Source organism: Glycomyces terrestris (assembly GCF_003933745.1).
Taxonomy (GTDB): domain Bacteria; phylum Actinomycetota; class Actinomycetes; order Mycobacteriales; family Micromonosporaceae; genus Glycomyces; species Glycomyces terrestris.
In genome coordinates, this window is sequence record NZ_RSEB01000002.1 from 396685 (window position 1) to 416797 (window position 20113).

At 72.6% G+C, this 20113-nt stretch carries 19 protein-coding genes, 1 other RNA gene and 1 pseudogene; 14 read left to right on the forward strand and 7 right to left on the reverse strand.

Going from position 1 to position 20113, the window contains the following annotated elements; all coding sequences use genetic code 11:
* Positions 1 to 5 precede the first annotated feature (5 nt).
* Both EIW28_RS07355 and EIW28_RS07360 read left to right on the forward strand, forming a co-directional pair.
* Positions 6 to 1043, forward strand: a complete 1038-nt coding sequence (locus EIW28_RS07355; protein ID WP_232013841.1) for an ABC transporter ATP-binding protein — start codon at positions 6 to 8, stop codon at positions 1041 to 1043.
* Positions 1033 to 2073: an ABC transporter ATP-binding protein gene (locus EIW28_RS07360; RefSeq protein ID WP_125247061.1), complete on the forward strand. Its 1041-nt coding sequence runs from the start codon at positions 1033 to 1035 to the stop codon at positions 2071 to 2073. The genes EIW28_RS07355 and EIW28_RS07360 overlap by 11 nt, the downstream gene beginning before the upstream one ends.
* A 36-nt stretch (positions 2074 to 2109) precedes the next feature.
* Here EIW28_RS07360 and EIW28_RS07365 read toward each other — a convergent pair whose 3' ends face one another.
* The 3 genes from EIW28_RS07365 to EIW28_RS07375 form a co-directional block, all read right to left on the reverse strand.
* Complete coding sequence (locus EIW28_RS07365; protein WP_125247062.1) at positions 2110 to 2973, reverse strand: metallophosphoesterase; 864 nt, start codon at positions 2971 to 2973, stop codon at positions 2110 to 2112.
* Positions 2974 to 2995: 22 nt separating this feature from the next.
* Complete coding sequence (locus EIW28_RS07370; protein WP_125247063.1) at positions 2996 to 3412, reverse strand: toxin-antitoxin system YwqK family antitoxin; 417 nt, start codon at positions 3410 to 3412, stop codon at positions 2996 to 2998.
* Between the two features lie 63 nt (positions 3413 to 3475).
* Entirely contained in the window at positions 3476 to 3967 is a 492-nt protein-coding gene (locus tag EIW28_RS07375) for a GNAT family N-acetyltransferase (protein WP_125247064.1), read from the reverse strand.
* 80 nt (positions 3968 to 4047) lie between these two features.
* Between EIW28_RS07375 and EIW28_RS07380 the strand changes: the two genes are divergently transcribed.
* Entirely contained in the window at positions 4048 to 4635 is a 588-nt protein-coding gene (locus tag EIW28_RS07380; RefSeq protein ID WP_125247556.1) for a TetR/AcrR family transcriptional regulator, read from the forward strand.
* Between the two features lie 78 nt (positions 4636 to 4713).
* Entirely contained in the window at positions 4714 to 5295 is a 582-nt protein-coding gene (locus EIW28_RS07385) for a hypothetical protein (RefSeq protein ID WP_125247065.1), read from the forward strand.
* Positions 5296 to 5448: 153 nt separating this feature from the next.
* On the opposite strand, the gene EIW28_RS07390 is transcribed toward EIW28_RS07385, so the two are convergent.
* Together EIW28_RS07390 and EIW28_RS07395 are read right to left on the reverse strand one after the other, a co-directional pair.
* The gene (locus EIW28_RS07390) at positions 5449 to 6051 is read right to left on the reverse strand and encodes a superoxide dismutase (protein ID WP_125247066.1); all 603 of its coding nucleotides are present in this window, start codon (positions 6049 to 6051) and stop codon (positions 5449 to 5451) included.
* Positions 6052 to 6237: 186 nt separating this feature from the next.
* Entirely contained in the window at positions 6238 to 7371 is a 1134-nt protein-coding gene (locus tag EIW28_RS07395) for a cysteine desulfurase family protein (protein ID WP_408612194.1), read from the reverse strand.
* Between the two features lie 131 nt (positions 7372 to 7502).
* On the opposite strand from EIW28_RS07395, the gene ctaC reads away from it, so the two are divergent.
* From ctaC to EIW28_RS07410, 3 genes are all read left to right on the forward strand, one after another.
* Complete coding sequence (gene ctaC / locus EIW28_RS07400) at positions 7503 to 8423, forward strand: aa3-type cytochrome oxidase subunit II (RefSeq protein ID WP_125247068.1); 921 nt, start codon at positions 7503 to 7505, stop codon at positions 8421 to 8423.
* Between the two features lie 10 nt (positions 8424 to 8433).
* On the forward strand, positions 8434 to 8880 hold the full coding sequence (locus EIW28_RS07405) for a cytochrome c oxidase subunit 4 (RefSeq protein WP_125247069.1): 447 nt from the start codon (positions 8434 to 8436) through the stop codon (positions 8878 to 8880).
* Positions 8881 to 9026: 146 nt separating this feature from the next.
* Positions 9027 to 9494 (forward strand): NUDIX hydrolase, encoded by a 468-nt coding sequence (locus EIW28_RS07410; RefSeq protein ID WP_125247557.1) that lies wholly within the window; start codon positions 9027 to 9029, stop codon positions 9492 to 9494.
* 159 nt (positions 9495 to 9653) lie between these two features.
* Here the strand turns inward: EIW28_RS07410 and rnpB are convergent.
* Positions 9654 to 10041: RNase P RNA component class A (gene rnpB, locus EIW28_RS07415), an RNA gene on the reverse strand.
* Between the two features lie 31 nt (positions 10042 to 10072).
* Between rnpB and EIW28_RS07420 the strand changes: the two genes are divergently transcribed.
* The 4 genes from EIW28_RS07420 to EIW28_RS07435 all read left to right on the forward strand — a co-directional run bounded on the left by EIW28_RS07420 (position 10073) and on the right by EIW28_RS07435 (position 14424).
* Complete coding sequence (locus EIW28_RS07420) at positions 10073 to 10834, forward strand: sulfite exporter TauE/SafE family protein (RefSeq protein WP_125247070.1); 762 nt, start codon at positions 10073 to 10075, stop codon at positions 10832 to 10834.
* A 58-nt stretch (positions 10835 to 10892) separates the two neighbouring features.
* On the forward strand, positions 10893 to 12641 hold the full coding sequence (locus tag EIW28_RS07425) for an NAD+ synthase (RefSeq protein WP_125247071.1): 1749 nt from the start codon (positions 10893 to 10895) through the stop codon (positions 12639 to 12641).
* Positions 12642 to 12785: 144 nt separating this feature from the next.
* Positions 12786 to 13652, forward strand: coding sequence for a 3-methyl-2-oxobutanoate hydroxymethyltransferase (panB, locus tag EIW28_RS07430; protein WP_125247072.1), 867 nt, complete (start codon positions 12786 to 12788; stop codon positions 13650 to 13652).
* 91 nt (positions 13653 to 13743) lie between these two features.
* Positions 13744 to 14424, forward strand: a complete 681-nt coding sequence (locus EIW28_RS07435) for an HAD family hydrolase (protein WP_158630309.1) — start codon at positions 13744 to 13746, stop codon at positions 14422 to 14424.
* Between the two features lie 173 nt (positions 14425 to 14597).
* Here EIW28_RS07435 and EIW28_RS07440 read toward each other — a convergent pair whose 3' ends face one another.
* Positions 14598 to 15302, reverse strand: a complete 705-nt coding sequence (locus EIW28_RS07440; RefSeq protein ID WP_158630310.1) for an MOSC domain-containing protein — start codon at positions 15300 to 15302, stop codon at positions 14598 to 14600.
* A gap of 107 nt (positions 15303 to 15409) precedes the next feature.
* Here EIW28_RS07440 and glnA point away from each other — a divergent pair, with 107 nt between their 5' ends.
* The 3 genes and pseudogenes from glnA to EIW28_RS07455 form a co-directional block, all read left to right on the forward strand.
* A complete protein-coding gene (gene glnA / locus EIW28_RS07445) occupies positions 15410 to 16762 on the forward strand; it encodes a type I glutamate--ammonia ligase (RefSeq protein WP_125247075.1) in 1353 nt (450 codons plus the stop codon).
* A gap of 17 nt (positions 16763 to 16779) precedes the next feature.
* Positions 16780 to 17484, forward strand: a complete 705-nt coding sequence (locus EIW28_RS07450) for a type 1 glutamine amidotransferase (protein WP_125247076.1) — start codon at positions 16780 to 16782, stop codon at positions 17482 to 17484.
* 77 nt (positions 17485 to 17561) lie between these two features.
* Positions 17562 to 20093, forward strand: a pseudogene (locus tag EIW28_RS07455) (bifunctional [glutamine synthetase] adenylyltransferase/[glutamine synthetase]-adenylyl-L-tyrosine phosphorylase); the annotation flags it as partial.
* Positions 20094 to 20113: the final 20 nt, after the last annotated feature.

A 20113-nucleotide genomic window follows, 5' to 3' on the forward strand; every position in this document is an offset into this window, starting at 1 on the left:
AAGCGGTGGCAGAGACCGTCCGCGTCATCGGCGACACCCTCCCGGGCGCCGACTTCAACTCCCCGCTGCTCGAAGTGGACGACCTGCACGTGGAGTTCCGGGTGCGCGGCCGCCGCATCCCGGCCGTCCGCGGCGCCAGCTTCACCCTCGAGCAGGGCCGCACCCTCGCCGTCGTCGGCGAGTCCGGCTCCGGCAAGTCGGTGACCTCCCAGGCGATCATGGGCATCCTCGACACGCCGCCCGCGACGATCACCGGCGGGGCCGTGCGCCTGCACGGCGTCGACCTGCTGGCGCAGTCCGAGGAGGTCCGCAGGGAGGTGCGCGGCAACCACATCGCGATCGTCTTCCAGGACGCGCTGTCGGCGCTCAACCCCCTGTGGTCGGTCGGCTTCCAGATCGGCGAGCTGTTCCGCGTCCACCGCGGCACCAGCCGCAAGGACGCGAAGCTCAAGGCGATCGAGCTGCTCGACCAGGTCGGCATCCCCGACGCGAAGAACCGCGTCGGCCACTACCCGCACCAGTTCTCCGGCGGCATGCGCCAGCGCGTCATGATCGCGATGGCGCTCGCGCTCGACCCGGAGGTCCTCATCGCCGACGAGCCGACGACCGCGCTCGACGTCACGGTGCAGGCCCAGATCATGCGGCTGCTCAAGCGGATCCAGGCCGAGCGGCGCATGGGCCTGCTCCTCATCACGCACGACCTCGGCGTGGTCGCCGACGTCGCCGACGAGGTCGCCGTCATGTACGCCGGCGAGGTCGTCGAGCGCGCGGGCATCCGGGACGCGTTCAAGCGCCCGGCGCACCCGTACACGAAGGCGCTGCTGCGGGCGATCCCGCGCGTCGACACCGTCGGCCGGGAGCTCGAGGTCATCGGTGGCCTGCCGCCGAACCCGGCGCGCCTGCCGGGCGGGTGCCCGTTCCATCCGCGCTGCTTCGCGGCGGAGGACAAGTGCCGCACGGAGGTGCCGCCGTGGGTCGAGCCCGCCGCGTCCCACGGCTCCCGCTGCCACTTCGCCGAGGAGGTCTACACCGATGAACGCTGAACTGGGCCAGGCCGACAACGGGACCGAGCCGGTCCTGGAGGCCACCGACCTCGTCAAGCACTTCCCGATCCAGCGCGGCGTCGTCGTCAAGCGCACCGTCGGGCACGTGCAGGCCGTCGACGGCGTGGACCTGAAGCTGTACCCGGGGCGGACCCTCGGCGTCGTCGGCGAGTCCGGCTGCGGCAAGTCGACGCTCGCGAAGCTCCTGGTGGGCCTGGAGTCGCCGACGTCGGGTTCGATCAAGCTGATGGGCAAGGAGATCGGGAACCTCTCGGCCCGCCGCATCCGGCCGTTCCGGCGCGACATCCAGCTGGTGTTCCAGGACCCGTACACCTCTCTCAACCCGCGGCTGACGGTCGGCGACATCGTCGGCGAGCCGTTCGCGATCCACCCGGACGTCGTGCCGAAGGCCAAGCGCGCGAACGAGGTCAAGGAGCTGCTCGACATGGTCGGGCTCGACCCCGACCACGTGAACCGCTACCCGCACCAGTTCTCGGGCGGCCAGCGCCAGCGCATCGGCATCGCCCGCGCGCTCGCGCTGCGCCCGCAGGTGCTGGTGTGCGACGAGCCGGTGTCGGCCCTCGACGTGTCGATCCAGGGCCAGGTCATCAACCTCCTGGAGCGGCTCCAGAACGAGCTGGGCCTGGCGTACGTGTTCATCGCGCACGACCTGTCGGTGGTGCGCCACATCGCCGACGAGGTCGCGGTCATGTACCTCGGCAAGGTCGTCGAGCGCGGCACGGGGCCGGAGATCTACGACCACCCGCGCCACCCGTACACGCAGGCGCTGCTGTCGGCGGTCCCCGTCCCGGACCCGGACCTGCGGGGCCAGCGCGACGAGATCGTGCTCCAGGGCGACGTGCCGTCCCCGATCAACCCGCCCTCGGGCTGCCGCTTCCGCACCCGCTGCTGGAAGGCCACCGAGCACTGCGCCGAGGAGGTCCCCACGCTCGCCGCGGGGGACGGGGGCACGCATCCGACGGCCTGCTTCTACGCCGAGGAGCGCGACGTCACGCACGCGGTGAAGTAGCCCGCACAGGGGAGGCCGGCGCGCCCGGCCTCCCCGCTAGTCCTCGGGGCTGGTGTGCCGCAATGCCTCTCGGAGCCGCTCGCCGCCGGTCTCGGCGATCGTGTCGCCGGCTTGGAGGGTGTGGAAGACGGGGGCGTCGAGGTCGGCGAGGTCGATGAGGGTGGCGGCGGAGCCGCTGACGTAGCGGACGGCCTCGTCGCCGCAGGAGAGGTCGCGGCGGTTGACGACGGCCGGGCCGGTCCAGACCGCGGCCGGTCCGAGGCGGCCGGCGAGCTGGAGGTGGTAGTGGCCGGTGAGGACCACCCGCACGTCGGTGCCGTCGATCGCGTCCGCGAGGTCGCGCGGGTTCGCGAGCGTCGGCGGTTCCTGGACGGCGTTCGGGAAGCGGATCGGCGGGTGGTGGAAGGCGAGGACCGTGCCGCGCGGGGCCGGGACGGCGAGGAGGCCGCGGAGCCACGTGAGCTGCGCGGCGCCGATGCGGCCGTGCACCTTGCCGGGGACGAGCGTGTCCAGGGTGACGACGCGGACGCCGTCGAGGACGGTGGCGGCGGCGCGCTCGGGGGAGTGAACGGCGTCGAGCGCGGCTTCGCGCAGGTCCGGGCCGAGGTGCCCGCTGCCGAGGACGTCGGTGAAGGCGGTGCGGTCGTCGGCGTTGCCGGTGGTGAGGACGAGCGGCGCGCCGCGCTCGGCCGCGTAGGCCCCGATGAGGTCGCGGGCGAGCCGGTAGGCCGCGGGGGAGCCGTCGTCGGCGATGTCGCCGGTGACGACGACGAGGTCGACGCGGCGCAGCGGCGCGAGGTGCGCGAGGAGGCCGCGCAGGGCCGCGGCGGCGTCGACGCCGGTGCGGTGCAGGGCGCCGTCGCCCGTCAGGTGCGTGTCGGACAGCTGGAGAACCCTCATCGGGCGAGGGTATCGGGAGGGGTCAACCGCGGTGGTGCGTCGTCTTCTTGACCGAGCCGTCCGGGTTGAACACGGTCCACTCGCCGGTCTTCCTGCCGTGCGCGTACTCACCGCGGTCGAGCGGCGCGCCGGCGGCGGTCCAGCGCTCCCAGAGGCCGTGCTTCGCCTCGAGGTCGTCGAAGCCGCCCCGCTGGAGCAGTTCGCCGTTGGCGCGCCACCAGGTCCACCGGCCCGCGACGAGGCCGTCGCGGAACGGGCCCTCGGAGCGGAGCCGGCCGTCCGCGGCGTAGTGGCGCCACATGCCCTGGCGCAGGTCCTCCTCGTACTCGCCGATCATGTAGCCGCCGTGCTGGTCCCGGTCGACCCACATCCCGGTCTTGCGGCCCTGCGCGTCGACGGCGTTCGGGCAGTCCTCTGGTCTCGGTGTCGCGTTTGCCATCGCCTCAGCGTAGGCGCGGCGCGCCCGGGTCCTGCGGCGATCGCGCGGCCGCGCCGGTTCGGGTCAGGCGAGCCGCTTCTCGTAGCAGATCGAGACCTCGGAGCCGACGTAGTGGCCGAACGGCGGGATGCGCCGGTAGCCTTCGCGCGCGTAGAAGCGGTTCGCCTCCGGCATCCGCGCCTCGTCGCCGGTCTCGAGCCGCATCACGGCCCAGCCGCGCTCGCGGGCGGCGGCCTCCAGTCCGGCCAGGAGCGCCGCGGCCGCGCCGGAGCCGCGCGACTCGGGGACCACGTACATCCGCTTGACCTCCACCGACGCCGCGTCGATCTCCCGCAGCGCCCCGCAGCCCACCGGCTCGCCGCCGGGCCCGCGCAGCACCAGGAACACCGAGACGTCCTCGGCGCTCGGCTGCGGGCCCGGTTCGAGGTCGTCGTCGCCGAACCGGGCCGAGATCTCCTCGCGCTGGCGCTCGCGCAGCTCCCTGCCTTCGGCGTGGTCCCAGGGGCAGTGCTCGATCGTCCAGGCGGTGCTGGTGCGGGAGGTGGTGGTCGTCATGGCGCATCCCGTCGGCTCAAGGTTCGGAACAAGTGTTACCGTAACAGATGTTACGAACCTTGGGAAGGGGAGTGAGGGCCATCGCACGCCGAGCCGACGCGGAGTCCCAGCAGGAGCGGATCTCCGAAGCCGTCTGGAGCATCCTGGCGCTCAAGGGGATCGAGCACTTGACGATCCGCGCCGTCGCCGCCGCGGCGGGCTGCACCACCGGCCTGGTCATGCACCGCTTCCCCGGCCGCCGCGCCCTCCTCGTGCACGCCCGCGACCTCCTCCACGCCCGCACCCGCGCCCGCGTCGAACGCATCGAGGCCGCGGCCCCGACCCCGCGGGCCGCGCTCCGCGCCGTCCTCGCCCAGGGCATGGCCCTGACCGCGGAGTCCTCCCAGGAGGCCCTGGTCTGGGCCGGCTTCCTCGCGGCCGCCGTCGGCGACCCCGACCTCGCCGACCTCCACCGCCGCCACAACCGCGCCTGGCGCGAGCGCGTCGCCCGCCTCGTGCGCGCCGCCGCGCCCGACTGGGCCCCCGCCCGCGTCGACACCGCCGTCCTCGCCCTCACCGGCGCCACCGAGGGCGCCGCCCAGCTCGCCAGCATGGACCCCGAGTCATACAGCACCGCAACGCAAGAGGCGATGCTCGACACCATGCTGGACGCCTTCGGCCTGGCGTGAGCGGCGCCGCCCCCGAGGCGCTGGCCCCGCGCGGCGCGGCCTCGTAGGATGGAAGTTCGCCATTGATCGGAGACTCGCATGTTCCGACCGCTGACCGGACTCCCGGACCCCGCCCCGCGCCGTTCGCGGACGGCGTTCCTGATGACCGCCGCGATCAGCGCGGTCTCCCTGGTCTGCGCGGCCGCGGTGTGGATCGCCGCCGCCGAGGCCCGCGCCGGCGCCGCCGAGCGCCTCCGCGAGCGCGGCGACGACTTCCTCGAGCTCTACCTGCTCCACCTCGACGAGATCGTGCGCTTCCGCTTCACCGACTCCGCGGTCGCCTACCTCGCCGTCGCGGTCCTGTTCGCGGCGCTCGCCGTCGCCATCCGCTTCGGTCCCCAGTGGTCGGTCGCGGCCACCGGCCTCCTCAGCGCCGCCGGCACGGCCATCACCGCCTGGTTCGGCGTCACCAAGCTCGCCGACGGCCTGCCCCTCGGCGACTGGGCCGCCTACGAGCTCACCGCCCTGCTCCACGAGGCCGCCCCCGCCTGGTACGCCCCGGCCGACCACCTCCCGCTCATCGCCTCGGCCGCGGGCCTCCCGCTCATCGCCGTCCTCCTCGCCGCCGGCCACGCCAGGGCCCGCAGCGCCGAGCGCGACGGCGCCGACCTCAAATGGTGACCGGACCCCGCTGAACCGGCTGCCGCGCAACGGCTTCGAGCCCGGCGCTGCACCAGGCCGCCGCACCCGGAGCCGCCTCCGGCCCGGACGACGACCGGGCCGCGGCCGCACGACGGGGGCGTGCGGCCGCGGCCCGGAGACCGGCGGCGCTCCTTACGCGGCCGTCGCCGCCGCGTAGCGCGCGGCGACGTCCTGCCAGTTCACGACCTCCCACATCGCCTTGACGAAGTCGGGCCGCACGTTCTTGTACTGGAGGTAGTACGCGTGCTCCCACGCGTCGAACGCCAGCAGCGGCACCGACGTCTGGGCCACGTTCCCGTGGTGGTCGTAGACCTGCTCCACGATGAGCCGCTTCGAGGTCGGCTCGTACGACAGCACGCCCCAGCCCGAGCCCTGCACGAGCGTCGTCGCGGCCGAGAGCTGCCCGTGGAAGCCCTCGAACGACCCGAAGTGCTCGTCGATCGCCTCGGCGAGCTCGCCCTCGGGGCGGTCGCCGCCGTCCGGGCTCATGTTCTCCCAGTAGAGGGAATGGAGCACGTGCCCCGAGACGTTGAACGCGAGGGTCTTCTCGAGTCCCACGATCGAGGTGAAGTCGCCCTTGTCGCGGGCCTCGGCGATCCGCTCCAGGGTGTCGTTGGCGCCCTTGACGTACGCCGCGTGGTGCTTGTCGTGGTGCAGCTCGAGGATGTGGCCGTTGATGTGCGGCTCCAGCGAGCCGTAGTCGTAGGGCAGGTCCGGAAGCGTGTAGACGGTCATCGTCGCCTCTCTCTGTCGCGGCAGTTCGAACACTGTCGCCACAGTTTCACAACTGCAAGTCCTTTGCAATAGAAGGCGGCACGGGTCGCCCGTGATCCCGGTCGTCTTAGGACCAGAGTCGGAGCCGCCCTCGCGAACCCGAAGCGGCGCAAGCCCGCCGAACCGCGCCCGCGGCCCGGCCCCGCCTCACCGCGCCAGGCGCCGGATCGACTCCACGATCCCCGGCAGCACCTCCAGGAACCGCTCCACCTCCGCCTCCGTGGACTCCCGGTGCAGCGACACCCGCACGTTCCCGTGGCTGAGCACCCCCATCGCCTGGAGCACGTGCGAGGGCCGCAGCCGCGTCGACGCGCACGCCGACCCCGACGACACCGCGAAGCCCGCCCGGTTCAACTCCGTCAGCAGCACCTCGCCGTCCACCCCCAGGCACGAGAACGTCACGATGTGCGGCAGCCGGTCCTCCGGGTCGCCCGGCAGCTCCACCTCCGGGATCACCGCCGCGATGTGCTCGCGGATCATCGCCGTCAACCCCCGCATCCGCGCCGACAGCGCCTCCCGCTCGGCCACCACCGCGCGCAGCGACGCCGCCGCGGCCACCGCCGCCGGCACGTCGACCTCCCCGATCGCCTCCCGGATCGACGAGTCCTCCCCGGGGAACGGATTGCGCCAGCGCACCCCGCTCCGCACCACCAGGATCCCCGCCCCCGCCAGGCCGCCCCACTTCCGCGCGCTGGCCGCCAGCACCGACCAGCCCTCGGGCACCGGCTCCCACGGCAGGCTCGCCGCCGCGTCCACCACCAGCGGCACGCCCCCGGCGTTCGCCGCCACGGCCGCGACCGGCTGCCTGGTGCCGACCTCGTGGTTCGCCGACTGCACCACCAGCACCGACGCGTCGTCGCCGCCGCTCACGGCCGCCAGCGGATCGGCGTCCACGCGGCCGAGCCGGTCCACCGGCACCACTTCGACCGCGCCGCCCCGGGCCGCGTGCCACTGGGCCGCGTGCAGCACCGAGGAGTGCTCGACCGCGCTGTGCACGAGCGGGCCGGGCTCGCTGCGGGCCGCGATGACGCCGAGTACCCCGGCGTGCACGGCCTGTGTCCCGCTCGATGTGAAAGTGACCTCATCAGCACTCACGCCGAGCGAGGCGGCCGCCGACTGGCGGGCGGCCTCCAGCAGCATCCGGGAGCGCCGGCCCAATGTGTACAGACGTCCGGGCCCGGCCCAGCCCTCCGACAAAGCCGCAGCATAGGCGTCGCGGGCCGCGGGATGCACCGGTTGCGCGGTCGCGCCGTCGAAGTAGGTCTCGGTCACGCTTCCAATCTAGAAGACACCGGACGCCGAACCCAACCCCTTGCGCCCCGCTTCACGAGCCAAGCAGTAGGCTCGTGCCGTCAAGTCCGTGCCCTGTCGCCTGCCCGGCGGCGGACGCGGAGCCGAGCGCTGAGAAAGGCATGAGACAGGTGGTCGGAACACCGTCCCGAGAACGTCGCGGCCGAGCCCGCCGCGCGATAGGTCTCACCGGGATCGCCGCGCTGCTCCCCATCGTCCTCGCGGGGTGCAGCCTTGACGACGCCTTCTACCTGGGCTGGCCGCGGACTCGCCCCACCACGCAGTCCGAGCAGATGTTCGACCTCTGGATCGGCTCCACGATCGCGGCCCTCGCGGTCGGCGTCATCGTCTGGGGCCTGACCTTCTGGTGCATCGCCGCCTACAAGAAGAAGGACAGCGACACCGAGCTGCCCCGCCAGACCAAGTACAACCTCCCCGCCGAGCTGACCTTCACGGCCCTGCCGTTCGTGCTCATCGGCGTCCTCTTCTACTACACGGTCATCGTCCAGGACAACGTGACCGAGATGAGCGACCAGCCGAGCGCCTGCACCGAGGTCACCGCCTTCAAGTGGAACTGGCAGTTCACCTACACCGACGAGAACTGCGAGCCCCTGACCGGCGCCGACGGCCAGCCCGTCACCGAGACCGGCGACTCGGACTACATCCCGATCATCGTGGTCCCCAACCAGGACGACGTGCGGTTCACCGCCCACGCCGAGGACGTCATCCACTCCTTCTGGGTCCCCGACCTGCTGTTCAAGCGCGACGTGTTCCCCGGGTCGGACAACAACCACACCCAGTGGGAGGTCGACTTCAACTCCGAGGGCACCTTCGTGGGCCGCTGCGCCGAGCTCTGCGGCGCCTACCACGCCTTCATGAACTTCGAGATGCGCGTCGTCTCCCCCGAGGACTACGAGACCTTCGTGAACGCCCGCGTCGAGGGCATGAGCACCCCCGAGGCGCTCGAACTCATCGGGCAGGACCCGTACGCGACCACGACCAACCCGTTCAACACCGACCCGGCCTCGGGCGAAGCGAGCTAGGGGACCAGTCATGAAGACCGAGAACAAGCTGTTCGCGATCGTCGCCGTGTCGATGTTCATCTTCGCGGGGATCTACGGGTACTGGACCTGGTACAACGACAACCCGGCCTACGGCCGCCCCGGCGAGGTCGAGTGGGTCGGCACCATCGCCCTCATCTTCTCCGGCCTCCTGACCGGCATGGTCTGGCTCGTGTTCTGGGTGATCTCCCGCCGCATCGACCCGCGCCCGGAGGACCGCCCCGACGGCGAGATCGCCGACGTCGCCGGCGAGGTCGGCTTCTTCAGCCCCGGCTCGTACTGGCCCCTGGGCCTGGCGCTCACCGCCGTCCTCACCGGCGTCGGCGTCGTGTTCTGGCTCCCCTGGCTCATGACCGCGGGCGTCGTCGCGGTGCTGTTCGCCGTCGGCGGCCTCACCTTCGAGTACTACACGGGCACCCGCAAGCTCGGACCCCAGTAGCGAAGCACGCAGGAAGGCCCGGAGCGCCGCGCTCCGGGCCTTCCGCGCGTCTGTAGGGTGTGGGCGTGACTCCCTCTGTGCGGCGCCGGAAAGCGCCTCTGCTGCGGCGGATCGCCGGCACGGTGTTCTACAGCCTCCCCCACCCGATGCGCCGCCGCATCGTCCGCATCGCCACGCCGACCTACACCCTCGGCTCCGTCGTCCTCGTCATGGACGAGGACCGCACGCGGCTCCTCATGCTCCGCCAGCCCCCCGGCCGGCGCTGGTCCCTCCCCGCCGGCCTCCTCAACCGCCGCGAGCAGCCCGTCGAAGGCGGCCGCCGCGAACTCGCCGAGGAGACCGGCATCGAAGCCGACCTCGCCGAACTCGTCCCCGCCGACCCCTGCGCCGTCGTCCACACCAGCGGCCGCTGGGTCGACAACGTCTTCCGCCTCGTCCGCGACCCCGCCACCACCGAGATCACCGTCGACGGCCACGAGGTCTGGGACGCCGCCTGGCACCCCGTCGACGACCTCCCCGAGATGACCCGCGCCACCGCGAAGCTCCTCGCCCACTACGGCCTCGGCCCCCTCGCCGCCGGCGACCCCGCGACCGAACCCCCGGCCGCGGCCTGACAGCGAACGCGCACGAGGACGCCCGCAGGCGGACGCCCTTGCACGAAGCACGGGAGGCTCCGCGCCCCCAGTGCACCCCCGAACGCGAAGATCGATCCGACACGGAGTGAAGTCGCCTGTGTCGTCGCAGGCGACTGCCCTCTTGTCCTTTCGAGGAGTGGAACGAGACGGCCGATACGCCGGGTTCTGTCTAGGACGGTCATCCATCTAGGCGCGCCGTCGCCGGCGCGCTCAAGCGGTCTACCCGCGAAGGCGCCCTTGCGGGCTCGGACGGGCCGCCCTGTGTGGCCTTCGCGCAGAGCCTCGTGGCTCCTCTTGACCTTGCTCCGGGTGGGGTTTACCGAGCCGCCGCCGTCACCGGCGGCGCTGGTGGTCTCTTACACCACCGTTTCACCCTTACCAGCGCGAACGCTGGCGGTCTGCTTTCTGTGGCACTGTCCCGCGGGTCGCCCCGGGTTGCCGTTAGCAACCACCCTGCCCTCTGGAGCCCGGACGTTCCTCGACAGTAGTGGTCTCCCGTCACTGCCGCGACCGCCTGGCCGTCTCGTTCCAGCGCTCAAGCGTACGCTGCGGGAGCCATGAATCTGCTCGAGGTCTCCCTGCTGGTGCTCGCGGGCCTGCTCGGCGGCGGCCTCAACGCCGTCGCGGGCGGCGGCTCGCTCATCACCTACCCCACCCTGATGGCCGTCGGCGTCCCCGCGCTCCAGGCCAACGCCACGAACGGCATCGCCGTCGCGCCCGCGTACGCGGCCGCCGCGGTCGGCTCGCGGGAGAACCTGCTGCCCCAGAAGCGCCGCGCCCTGCTGCTCATCCCGACCGCGCTCGCCGCCTCCGTCTGCGGCGCGCTCCTGCTGCTGAACACCCCGCACTCGGTGTTCGAGGCCATCGTCCCGTTCCTGGTCCTGGCCGCGACGCTCCTCATGGCCGTCGGGCCCTGGATCAACCGCAGGGTCACCGCCCTGAACGGCGGCCGCGACCTCCACCCCGCCGCGCTCCACGCCGGCGTGTTCGCCGGCTGCCTGTACGGCTCCTACTTCAACGCCGCGCTCGGCCTCATCCTCATGGCCGTCATCGCCATGGGCGTCTCCGAGAAGCTGGCGAAGATCGGCGCGCTCAAGAACTTCTGCACCATGATCGTCGGCGTCGTCACCAGCGTCGTGTACGGCGTCTGGGCCGACGTCGCCTGGTGGGCCATCGGCGTGCTCGTGCCCGCCACGTTCCTCGGCGGCTACATCGGCGCCCGGATCTTCCAGCGCCTCCCCGAACGGCCACTGCGCTGGGCCGTCGTCCTCTACGGGCTCGTCCTCTCGGGCGTCCTGCTCGTGCGCTCGCTCCAGTGAGACCGGACTTCGCGCAAGTCACATGACGTCGCGTGCCGAAGCGGGGAAGAATAGGCGCATGCCGACGCTCCGTATCGCACTCGCCCAGGACAACCCGGTCGTAGGCGACCTCGACCGCAATGCCGACCTCATCCGCGGCGCCGCGACCGCGGCGACCGCCGCGGGTGCGCACCTGCTTGCCACCGGCGAGCAGTCCCTCACCGGCTACCCGGTCGAGGACCTGGCCCTGCGCCACTCCTTCGTCGAGGCCAGCCGCGAGCGCCTCCTCCAGCTCGCGGAGGAGCTCGCCGCCGACGGGAACGGCGCGCTGCCCGTCGCCGTCGGCTACCTGGACGCCGACGGGCCCGTGCCCGCGAACATCGGCGCGGTCGGCGGACGCGGCATCCGGAACGCGCTGGCGCTGATCCAGGACGGCAAGGTCCTCTTCCGCTACTACAAGCGCCACTTCCCGAACTACGGCGTCTTCGACGAGGAGCGCTACTTCGTCCCCGGGCACGAACTGCACCTCGCGCGCATCGGCGGCGTCGACGTGGCCTTCACGATCTGCGAGGACCTGTGGGGCGGGGTCCCGATCACCGCCTCGGCGCAGGCCTCGGCCGGCCTGGTCGTCAACATCAACGCCTCGCCGTACGAGCAGGGCAAGCACGAGCGCCGCCTCGCCGTGGCCCGCGAGCGCGCCGCCGAGGCCGGCGCGCCCATCGCCTACCTCAACATCGTCGGCGGCCAGGACGACCTCGTCTTCGACGGCGGCTCGTTCGTCGTCGAGCCGAGCGGCCGGCTCCTCGCGACCGGCCGCCGCTTCGGCTCGGAGCTGCTCGTCACCGACCTGGAGCTGGCCGCCGCGGCCGACGGCGACCTCGCGAACCACTCGGCGACCGCGATGAGCACCTCGCTGCACGTCCTCTCGACCGCGCCGGCGCCGCTCCCGACCCGGATCGAGCCGCCGTTCGCGCCCGAGCTCGACCGGCTCGAGGAGGTCTGGGAGGCCCTGCGCCTGGGCCTGGGCGACTACGTCCGCAAGAACGGCTTCTCGTCGGTGGTCTTCGGGCTCTCGGGCGGCATCGACTCGGCCCTGACCGCCGTCCTCGCGCGCGACGCGATCGGCGCCGACAAGGTCCACGTCGTGTCGCTGCCGAGCCAGTACTCGTCGGCGCACTCGCTCGACGACGCGGCCGAGCTCGCGCGCCGCTGCGGCCTCCAGTACTCGGTCGAGCCGATCCAGCCGATCGTCGACGCGTTCGTCTCCGAGGTCGCGATCTCGGGCCTCGCGGTGGAGAACCTCCAGGCCCGCGTGCGCGGGACCCTGCTCATGGCCCTGTCGAACCAGCACGGGCACCTGGTGCTCGCGCCGGGCAACAAGAGCGAGTACGCCGTGGGCTACTCCACGATCTACGGCGACGCCGTCGGCGGGTTCGCGCCCATCAAGGACGTCTACAAGACCCTCGTCTATGAGCTCGCGACCTGGCGCAACGCGAAGGCCCGCAGCCTCGGCGAGACCGAGCCGATCCCGGAGAACACGATCCTGAAGCCGCCGAGCGCGGAGCTGCGGCCCGACCAGAAGGACACCGACTCGCTGCCGGACTACGAGGTCCTCGACGGCATCCTCGCCGGGTACGTCGACGGCGACGCCGGCCGCGACGACCTGGTCGAGCAGGGCTACCCCGCGGACGTGGTCGCCCGGATCACCCGCCTGGTCGACCTCGCCGAGTACAAGCGCCGCCAGTCGGCTCCCGGCACCAAGATCACCGTCAAGTCCTTCGGCAAGGACCGGCGCCTGCCGATCACCAACCGCTTCCGGGGCAGGTAGGGCCGCCGCGCGGGGGTGGTCCCGGAGGTGATTTGTCACAACGGCGCCGCGGACGCGTGACAGGGATATCGATGAGCGTTACTTTGGTTCGGTAACCACCCGGGGACCGGCGGAGCCGGCCACGAGGAGATCCTGGAGCACGAGATGACGCTCGCCGCGAACGACGCATCGCATTCCCCCGACGAGATCCCGAGCCTGTACGGGCCGGGCAAGACCGTCAAGCGGGTCCGCACCCGACACCTCATCGAAGCCAAGGAGCGCGGTGAGAAGTGGGCCATGCTGACCTCCTACGACCAGTACACCGCCGCCCTCTTCGACGAGGCCGGCATCCCGGCGCTGCTCGTCGGCGACTCCGCCGCGAACAACGTCTACGGCTACGAGACGACCCTCCAGGTCTCGGTCGAGGAGCTGCTGCCGCTGGTCGCGGCCGTGGTCCGCTCGACCAAGCGGACCCTGGTCATCGCCGACCTGCCGTTCGGCTCGTACGAGTCCGGGCCCGCGCAGGCCCTGGAGACCGCCGTGAAGTTCATGAAGGCCGGCGCGCACGCCGTCAAGCTCGAGGGCGGGCGCCGCATGGCCGCCCAGATCCGGGCGCTCACCGACGCGGGCATCCCCGTCATGGGCCACATCGGGTTCACGCCGCAGAGCGAGCACGCCATCGGCGGCTACCGCGTCCAGGGCCGCGACGCCCAGGCCGCGGAGGTCGAGGCCGACGCGCACGCCGTCGCCGACGCCGGGGCGTTCGCCGTCGTCCTGGAGATGGTGACCTCCTCGGTCGCCGCCGAGATCACCAAGCGCCTGCCGATCCCCACGGTCGGCATCGGCGCCGGGCCGGAGACCGACGCGCAGGTCCTCGTCTGGCAGGACATGGCCGGGCTCCGCGGCGGGAAGCCGCCGCGCTTCGTCAAGCGCTACGCGGACCTCGCCTCGGTCCTCCAGGGCGCCGTCAAGGCGTTCGCCGACGAGGTGCGCGCGGGCCAGTTCCCCGCGAAGGAGCACGGTTTCGAGTAGGACTCGCGTCCTCGGTGAACATTGCGAACGCCCGTGAGTCTGGTCGCCTTCCGCTGTGCGGAGGGCGACCGCTCGCGTAGCGTCTCAGTACGTGAACGACGCCATCCTGCTCTTCGACTACGACGGCACCGTGCGGCTCGGCTCCGAGCACGCGACGCACTACGCCCGCCTCGTCGCCGCCGAACTCTCCCCTGAGGACGAACGCGCCTTCCTCGCCGCCCACGCCGCGTTCGTCGCCGGCAAGCCCACCACCGCCTCCACCTTCGACGCCTACGACGCCGACAACGCGGTGCGCCGCCTCGCCGGCGAGTACGGCGTGGCCGACGCGGTCCGCGCCGCCCACTACGAGGCCACGCGCGAGCGCATGGCCGCGGGCGACTTCGCGGTCAGCGCGCCGCCCGGCTTCGCCGAGTTCCTGTGGGGCCTGCCGCGATCGGTCGAGGTCCACCTCGTGACGAACGCCCCCGAGGCCACCCTGGAGCCCGTGCTCGACCGGCTCGGCCTCGACGGCCTCTTCGACCGCGTCGTCGGCGACGCCGCCAAGCCCGTCGGGCTGGAGCGGATGCTCGACGAGCTGCTGGAGGACCGCAAGCCCGACCGCATCCTCAGCGTCGGCGACATCCCCGTGAACGACCTCGTCCCCGCCGCCGACCGCGGCTGCCAGACCGCGTACATCGACCACTACGGCCGCCCCTGGCCGCGCGCGACCGCCTCGGGCCGCACGCTGGAGGAGCTGTACCCGTTCCTCCACCGCTGGGCGCACGAGGGCTGAAGCCGCGTGCATGTGAGCGTCGCGCGCGTCACGGGCTCGTGAACCCAGCATGTCGCACGCGGCGTTTATGCTGGGATTGCGCCCTGAGCCGACCGATCCCCGGCTCAGGGCGTCCCCGTGCCCGGGGACCGCCGCGGGACCGGGCGCGGCGCGCGCTCGGCGGGACGCCGCGCTCACCCCGAGACGGGGTCGCCGACCTTGACGACGGCCCGCCCGGCGGTCGTCACGTAGATCCCGAAGTGGTTGTCGAGCTCCTTGATGATGTGGCGGTGCAGCTCCATGTCGCGCTCGTTCGAGCCGTCCGGGGACCAGCTCGGCAGGACGCACCGCTCGCACGGCTTGTGGAGCGTGAAGTCGTTGTCGCCCAAGCGGATCGTGGTGCCGGGCGCGATGCGGTACTCGGCGAACGGCTCGAGGTCGGCCGCGACGACCACGTTCGGGCGGAACCGGGCCGTCTCGATCTCGCGGCCCAGCTGCTCGGCGAGCCGGCGCAGGCTCGCCTCGAAGACCACGAGCATCCGCCCGCCGCGGCCGTCCGTCTTGCGGATCTCGACGCCCTTGTCGGCGCCGATCGTCTCGGCCAGGCGCGCCGGGAGGCCCGGCTCGTCCAGGCCCCAGGCCGCGCCGCCGGGCTCGTAGAAGACCGGGTCCCCGGCCGCGGAGTCGGCGTTGGAGCACTGCGCGGGGTGCGCGGCCTCCCAGGCCATCATCTTCGGGTGGCTGCCGCCCCAGACGGCCTTGTCGGTGCCGGGCTCGAACAGCCCGAAGCGCCGGTCGCCGGCGAGCCCGTCCGACTCGACCACCGCCGAGCGCAGTGACTCGCCCCGGAGCCCCTTGACCGGATAACGCCACAACTGCCTGATCTCACCTGCGAACACGCTCCCGAATGTACCTCCTCTCACGTTTTGGAGTCGGCCTGGCCGGGTTAACTTCGGCGACATAATCGAGTGAGACAATTGCCGCCCCAGGACAGAGGAGACCAGCCATGGAACGGCAGAAGGAGTTCGTGCTTCGCACGCTCGAAGAACGCGACATCCGCTTCGTGCGGCTGTGGTTCACCGACGTCCTCGGCACGCTCAAGTCCGTGAGCGTCGCCCCCGCCGAACTCGAGTCCGCCTTCGAGGAGGGCATCGGCTTCGACGGCTCCGCCATCGAGGGCTTCGCGCGCGTCTACGAGTCCGACATGGTCGCCATGCCCGATCCGACCACGTTCCAGGTCTTCCCCTTCGAAGGCCGCGGCATCGGCGAGTCCGCGCGCATGTTCTGCGACATCCTCACCCCCGAGGGCGCCCCGTCCTGGGCCGACCCGCGCCACGTGCTGCGCCGGGCCCTCTCCAAGGCCGCCGACCGCGGGTTCACCTTCTACGTGCACCCCGAGATCGAGTTCTTCCTGTTCAAGGACGTCTTCCCGGAGACGGGCGCCAAGCCCGAGCCGGTCGACGACGGCGGCTACTTCGACCACACCACCCACTCGGTCGCCCGCGACTTCCGCCGCCAGGCCATCCTCGCCCTGGAGCGCGTCGGCATCTCCGTCGAGTTCTCGCACCACGAGGTCGCCCCCGGCCAGCAAGAGATCGACCTCCGCTACGCCGACGCCCTGACGACCGCCGACAACATCATGACGTTCCGGCACGTCGTCAAGGAGATCGCGATCACCTCCGGCGTCACGGCGTCCTTCATGCCGAAGCCGTACAACACCCAGCCCGGCTCGGGCATGCACTCGCACCTGTCGCTCTTCGAAGGCGAGGACAACGCCTTCCACGACCCGGGCGACGAGCAGCGCCTCTCCAAGACCGCCAAGGCGTTCATCGCCGGCCTCCTGCGCCACGCGCCCGAGTTCACCGCGATCACGAACCAGTGGGTCAACTCCTACAAGCGCCTCTACTCCAGCGCCCAGCCCGGCCAGATCTCCGAGGCGCCCTCGTACGTCTCCTGGGGCAAGGCGAACCGGTCCGCGCTCGTGCGCGTGCCCGTCTACGGCAAGCCGAACTCGGCCCGCGTCGAGATCCGCTCCCTCGACTCGGCCACCAACCCGTACCTCGCCTACGCCGTGCTCCTCGGCGCCGGCCTCAAGGGCATCGAGGAGGGCTACGAACTGCCCCCGGGCACCGAGGACGACGTCTCCGCGCTCACCAGCGCCGAGCGCACCGCCGCCGGCTACCAGCCCCTCCCGGGCAACCTCGCCGAGGCCCTCGACAAGATGGAGTCCTCCGAGCTCGTCGCCGAAGTCCTCGGCGAGCACGTCTTCGACTACTTCCTGAAGAACAAGCGCCAGGAGTGGGAGGACTACCGCACCCAGGTGACGGCCTTCGAACGGAAGCGCTACATCAACCTGTGACCGTTTAGCATGGGGGAGTGACCACACTCGCCTGTACTGCACTCGTCATCGAGAACGATCCGCAGCAGGGCCTCGGCCGGGCCGCCGACTGGCTCGCCGAGGCCGGTATGGAGTTCGACACGGTGCGGCCCCACCTCGGTGAGGCCGTGCCGAACTCGCCCGGCGGCCACGAGGCCCTCATCGCCCTCGGGGGCGGCCGCGGCAAGGACTGGAGCGACGACCTCGCCGGGCTCCTGACCACGGCCGTCGCCGACCAGACGCCGACCCTCGCGATCTGCTCCTCCGCCCGCATCCTCGCGGCCGCGTTCGGCGGCCGCGTCGAGGACCGCGACGAGCCCTTCGGGCCGCGCATGCTCGCCAAGCGCGACGCCGCCGGCCGCGACCTCGTCTTCGGGCCCGCCCCCATGACCATCGACGTCATCCGCTGGCGCCGCCAGGAACTCGTGGAGCTCCCCGAGGACGCCACCCTCCTCGCGGCCTCTCCCCAAGGGGCCCTGGAGATCTTCCGCATCCGCGAGAGCGCCTGGGGCGTCCAGTCCCACTTCGAGTTCACCCCCGAGCAGCTCGCCGGGTTCGGCGCCTTCGACGAGCCCGCGCTGGCGAAGGCCGCCGAGGTCGACGAGCACATCGTCAACACCTGGAAGCCGATCCTCCAGCGGTTCGCGAAGGTCGCCTCCGGCGAGAAGAAGTCCCTGCCGCTCCTCGACGCGCACGAGCACTGATGCCCGGGCACGCCCTGAACGCGGACGAGGCGCGCCTCGCGGTGGTCGCCGCCAGCAACGCGCTCGCCGACTTCCTGCGCGCCCACCCCGAGTCCGAGCCCGCGCTCACCGAGGACGAGGACGCCGGGTTCGCGCGCGTGCGCGCGGCCGGCCCCTTCCAGCTGAACACCGCCTGGAAGGAGAACCTGCTCCGCATCGCCGCCGCCGACCTCACCGGCGCCGCCGACCTGCGGGCCACCTCCGACGCGCTCTCGCGCCTCGCCGACGCCGTCCTCGCGCGCGGGCTCGACCTCGCCCGCGAGGAGCACCCCGGCCCGGCCCGGCTCGCGGTGATCGCCATGGGCAAGACCGGCGCCGAGGAGCTCAACTACGTCTCCGACGTGGACGTCGTGTTCGTGGCCGAAGGGGACCTCGCCCTCGCCACCCGCCAGGCCGCCCGCATGATCCAGATCGTCGGCCCCGCCACCTGGCCCGTCGACGCCGGCCTGCGGCCCGAGGGCCGCTCGGGCGCGCTCGTGCGCACCGTCGAGTCGTACACCGCCTACCTCAAGGACTGGGCCCGCACCTGGGAGTTCCAGGCGCTCCTCAAGGCCCGGCCCGCCGCCGGGGACCTCGAACTCGGCCTCGAATGGCTCGCCGCCGTGCAGCCGTTCATCTGGGGCGCGGCCGACCGGCCCGGCGTCGTGGCCGACATCCGCGACATGCGCCGCAAGGTCGCCGACTCCGTGCCCGCCGCCGAGCGGAAGTACGAGATCAAACTCGGCCCCGGCGGCCTGCGCGACATCGAGTTCGCCGTGCAGCTGCTCCAGCTCGTGCACGGCCGCGGCGACCCGGCCCTGCGCGTCCGCTCCACGCTGGAGGCCCTCGACGTCCTCGTCGCGGGCGGCTACCTCGCGCGCCGCGACGGCGAGGACCTCGCCGACACGTACGTCTTCCTGCGCACCGTCGAGCACCGCCTCCAGCTCCAGCGGCTCCTGCGCACCCACCGCGTCCCCGACGGCGGCGAGCCCCTCCACCACCTTGCCCGCACCCTCGGCTACACCACCGACGAGGGCTTCCTCGCCGCCTGGCGCGCGCACGCCACCACCGCGCGCCGCCTCCACGAGAAGCTGCTCTACAAGCCGCTCCTCGACGCCGTCACCCTCGTCCCCACCCACGAGCTGCGCATGAGCGAGTCGCAGGCCGCCGGCCGCCTCGCCGTCCTCGGCTTCGACGACCCCGCGAGCGCGCTCACCCACATCAAGAAGCTCACCGCCGGCGTCTCCCGCACCGCCACCGTGCAGCGCGCGCTGCTGCCGGTCGTCCTCCACGAGCTCGCCGACTCGCCCGAGCCCGACCGCGGCCTGCTCGCCTACCGGCAGGTCTCCGACAAGCTCGGCTCCACCCCCTGGTACCTGCGGCTGCTGCGCGACGGCGGCCCCGCGGCGGTGCGCCTCGCGCGCCTGCTCGGCACCTCCCGCTACTTCACCTCGCTGCTCCTGCACGTGCCGCAGTCCCTGCGGTACCTCTCGGACAACGCGGACCTGACGCCGCGCCCGCGCGAGGAGCTGGCGACCGGGATGCGCCAGGCCGCGGCCCGGCACCAGGACGCGACCGCCGCGATCGGGGCGGTGCGGGCGATCCGCCGCCGCGAGCTCATCCGCATCGCCGCCGCCGACCTCCTCGGGCTCCTCGACGACCAGGCCGTGGGCCTGGCGCTCTCGGACCTGACCGACGCCGTCCTCGAAGCGGCCCTGGAGATCGCCTCGCGCGGCCTCGCCGACGCGCCGCCGATGGCCGTCATCGGCATGGGCCGCCTGGGCGGGCGCGAGACCGGCTACGGCTCCGACGCCGACGTCGTGTTCGTCCACAGCGGAGAGACGGACGCGGAGCGCCGGACGGCCGCGAAGACCGTGGAGTCGGTGCGCACGCTGCTGGCCGCGCCCACCGCGGACCCGCCGCTCCAGATCGACCTCGACCTGCGGCCCGAGGGCAAGGGCGGCGCGATCGCGCCGAGCTTCGCCGCGTACCGCCGCTACTACGCCGACCGGGCCCGCCTGTGGGAGCGCCAGGCGCTCCTGCGCGCCCGGCCCGTCGCGGGGGACCCGGGCCTCGCCGCGGCCTGGACCGAGTTCGCCGACGGCGTGCGGTACCGGCCCGGCGGGCTCACCGAGGCCGAGCGCGTGGAGTTCCGGCGCGTCAAGGCGAGGGTGGACTCCGAGCGGCTGCCGCGCGGCGCGGACCCCAACGGCCACACCAAGCTCGGGCGCGGCGGCCTGGTCGACATCGAGTGGACCGCGCAGCTGCTCCAGCTCGAGCACGGCGACGCCCCGGGCATCCGCACCACGCGCACCGTCCCGGCCCTGGAGGCCGCGGCGGCGGCCGGGCACCTGAACGCCGCCGACCTCCTGTCGCTGCGGGAGGCGTGGCTGTTCGTCTCGCGGGTGCGCAACGACATGACGCTCGCGCGCGGCGTCCCGCGCGACGACCTGCCGCGCTCGGGGCCGGAGCTGGCCGCGCTGGCGCAGACCCTCGGGTACGGGGACGACACCGAGCGGTTCCTGAACGACTACCTGCGCCTGACCCGGCGCGCCCACGAAGCCGCGCAACGGATCGTCTACGGGGCCTAGCGGGAGCGCCTAGACTCGGT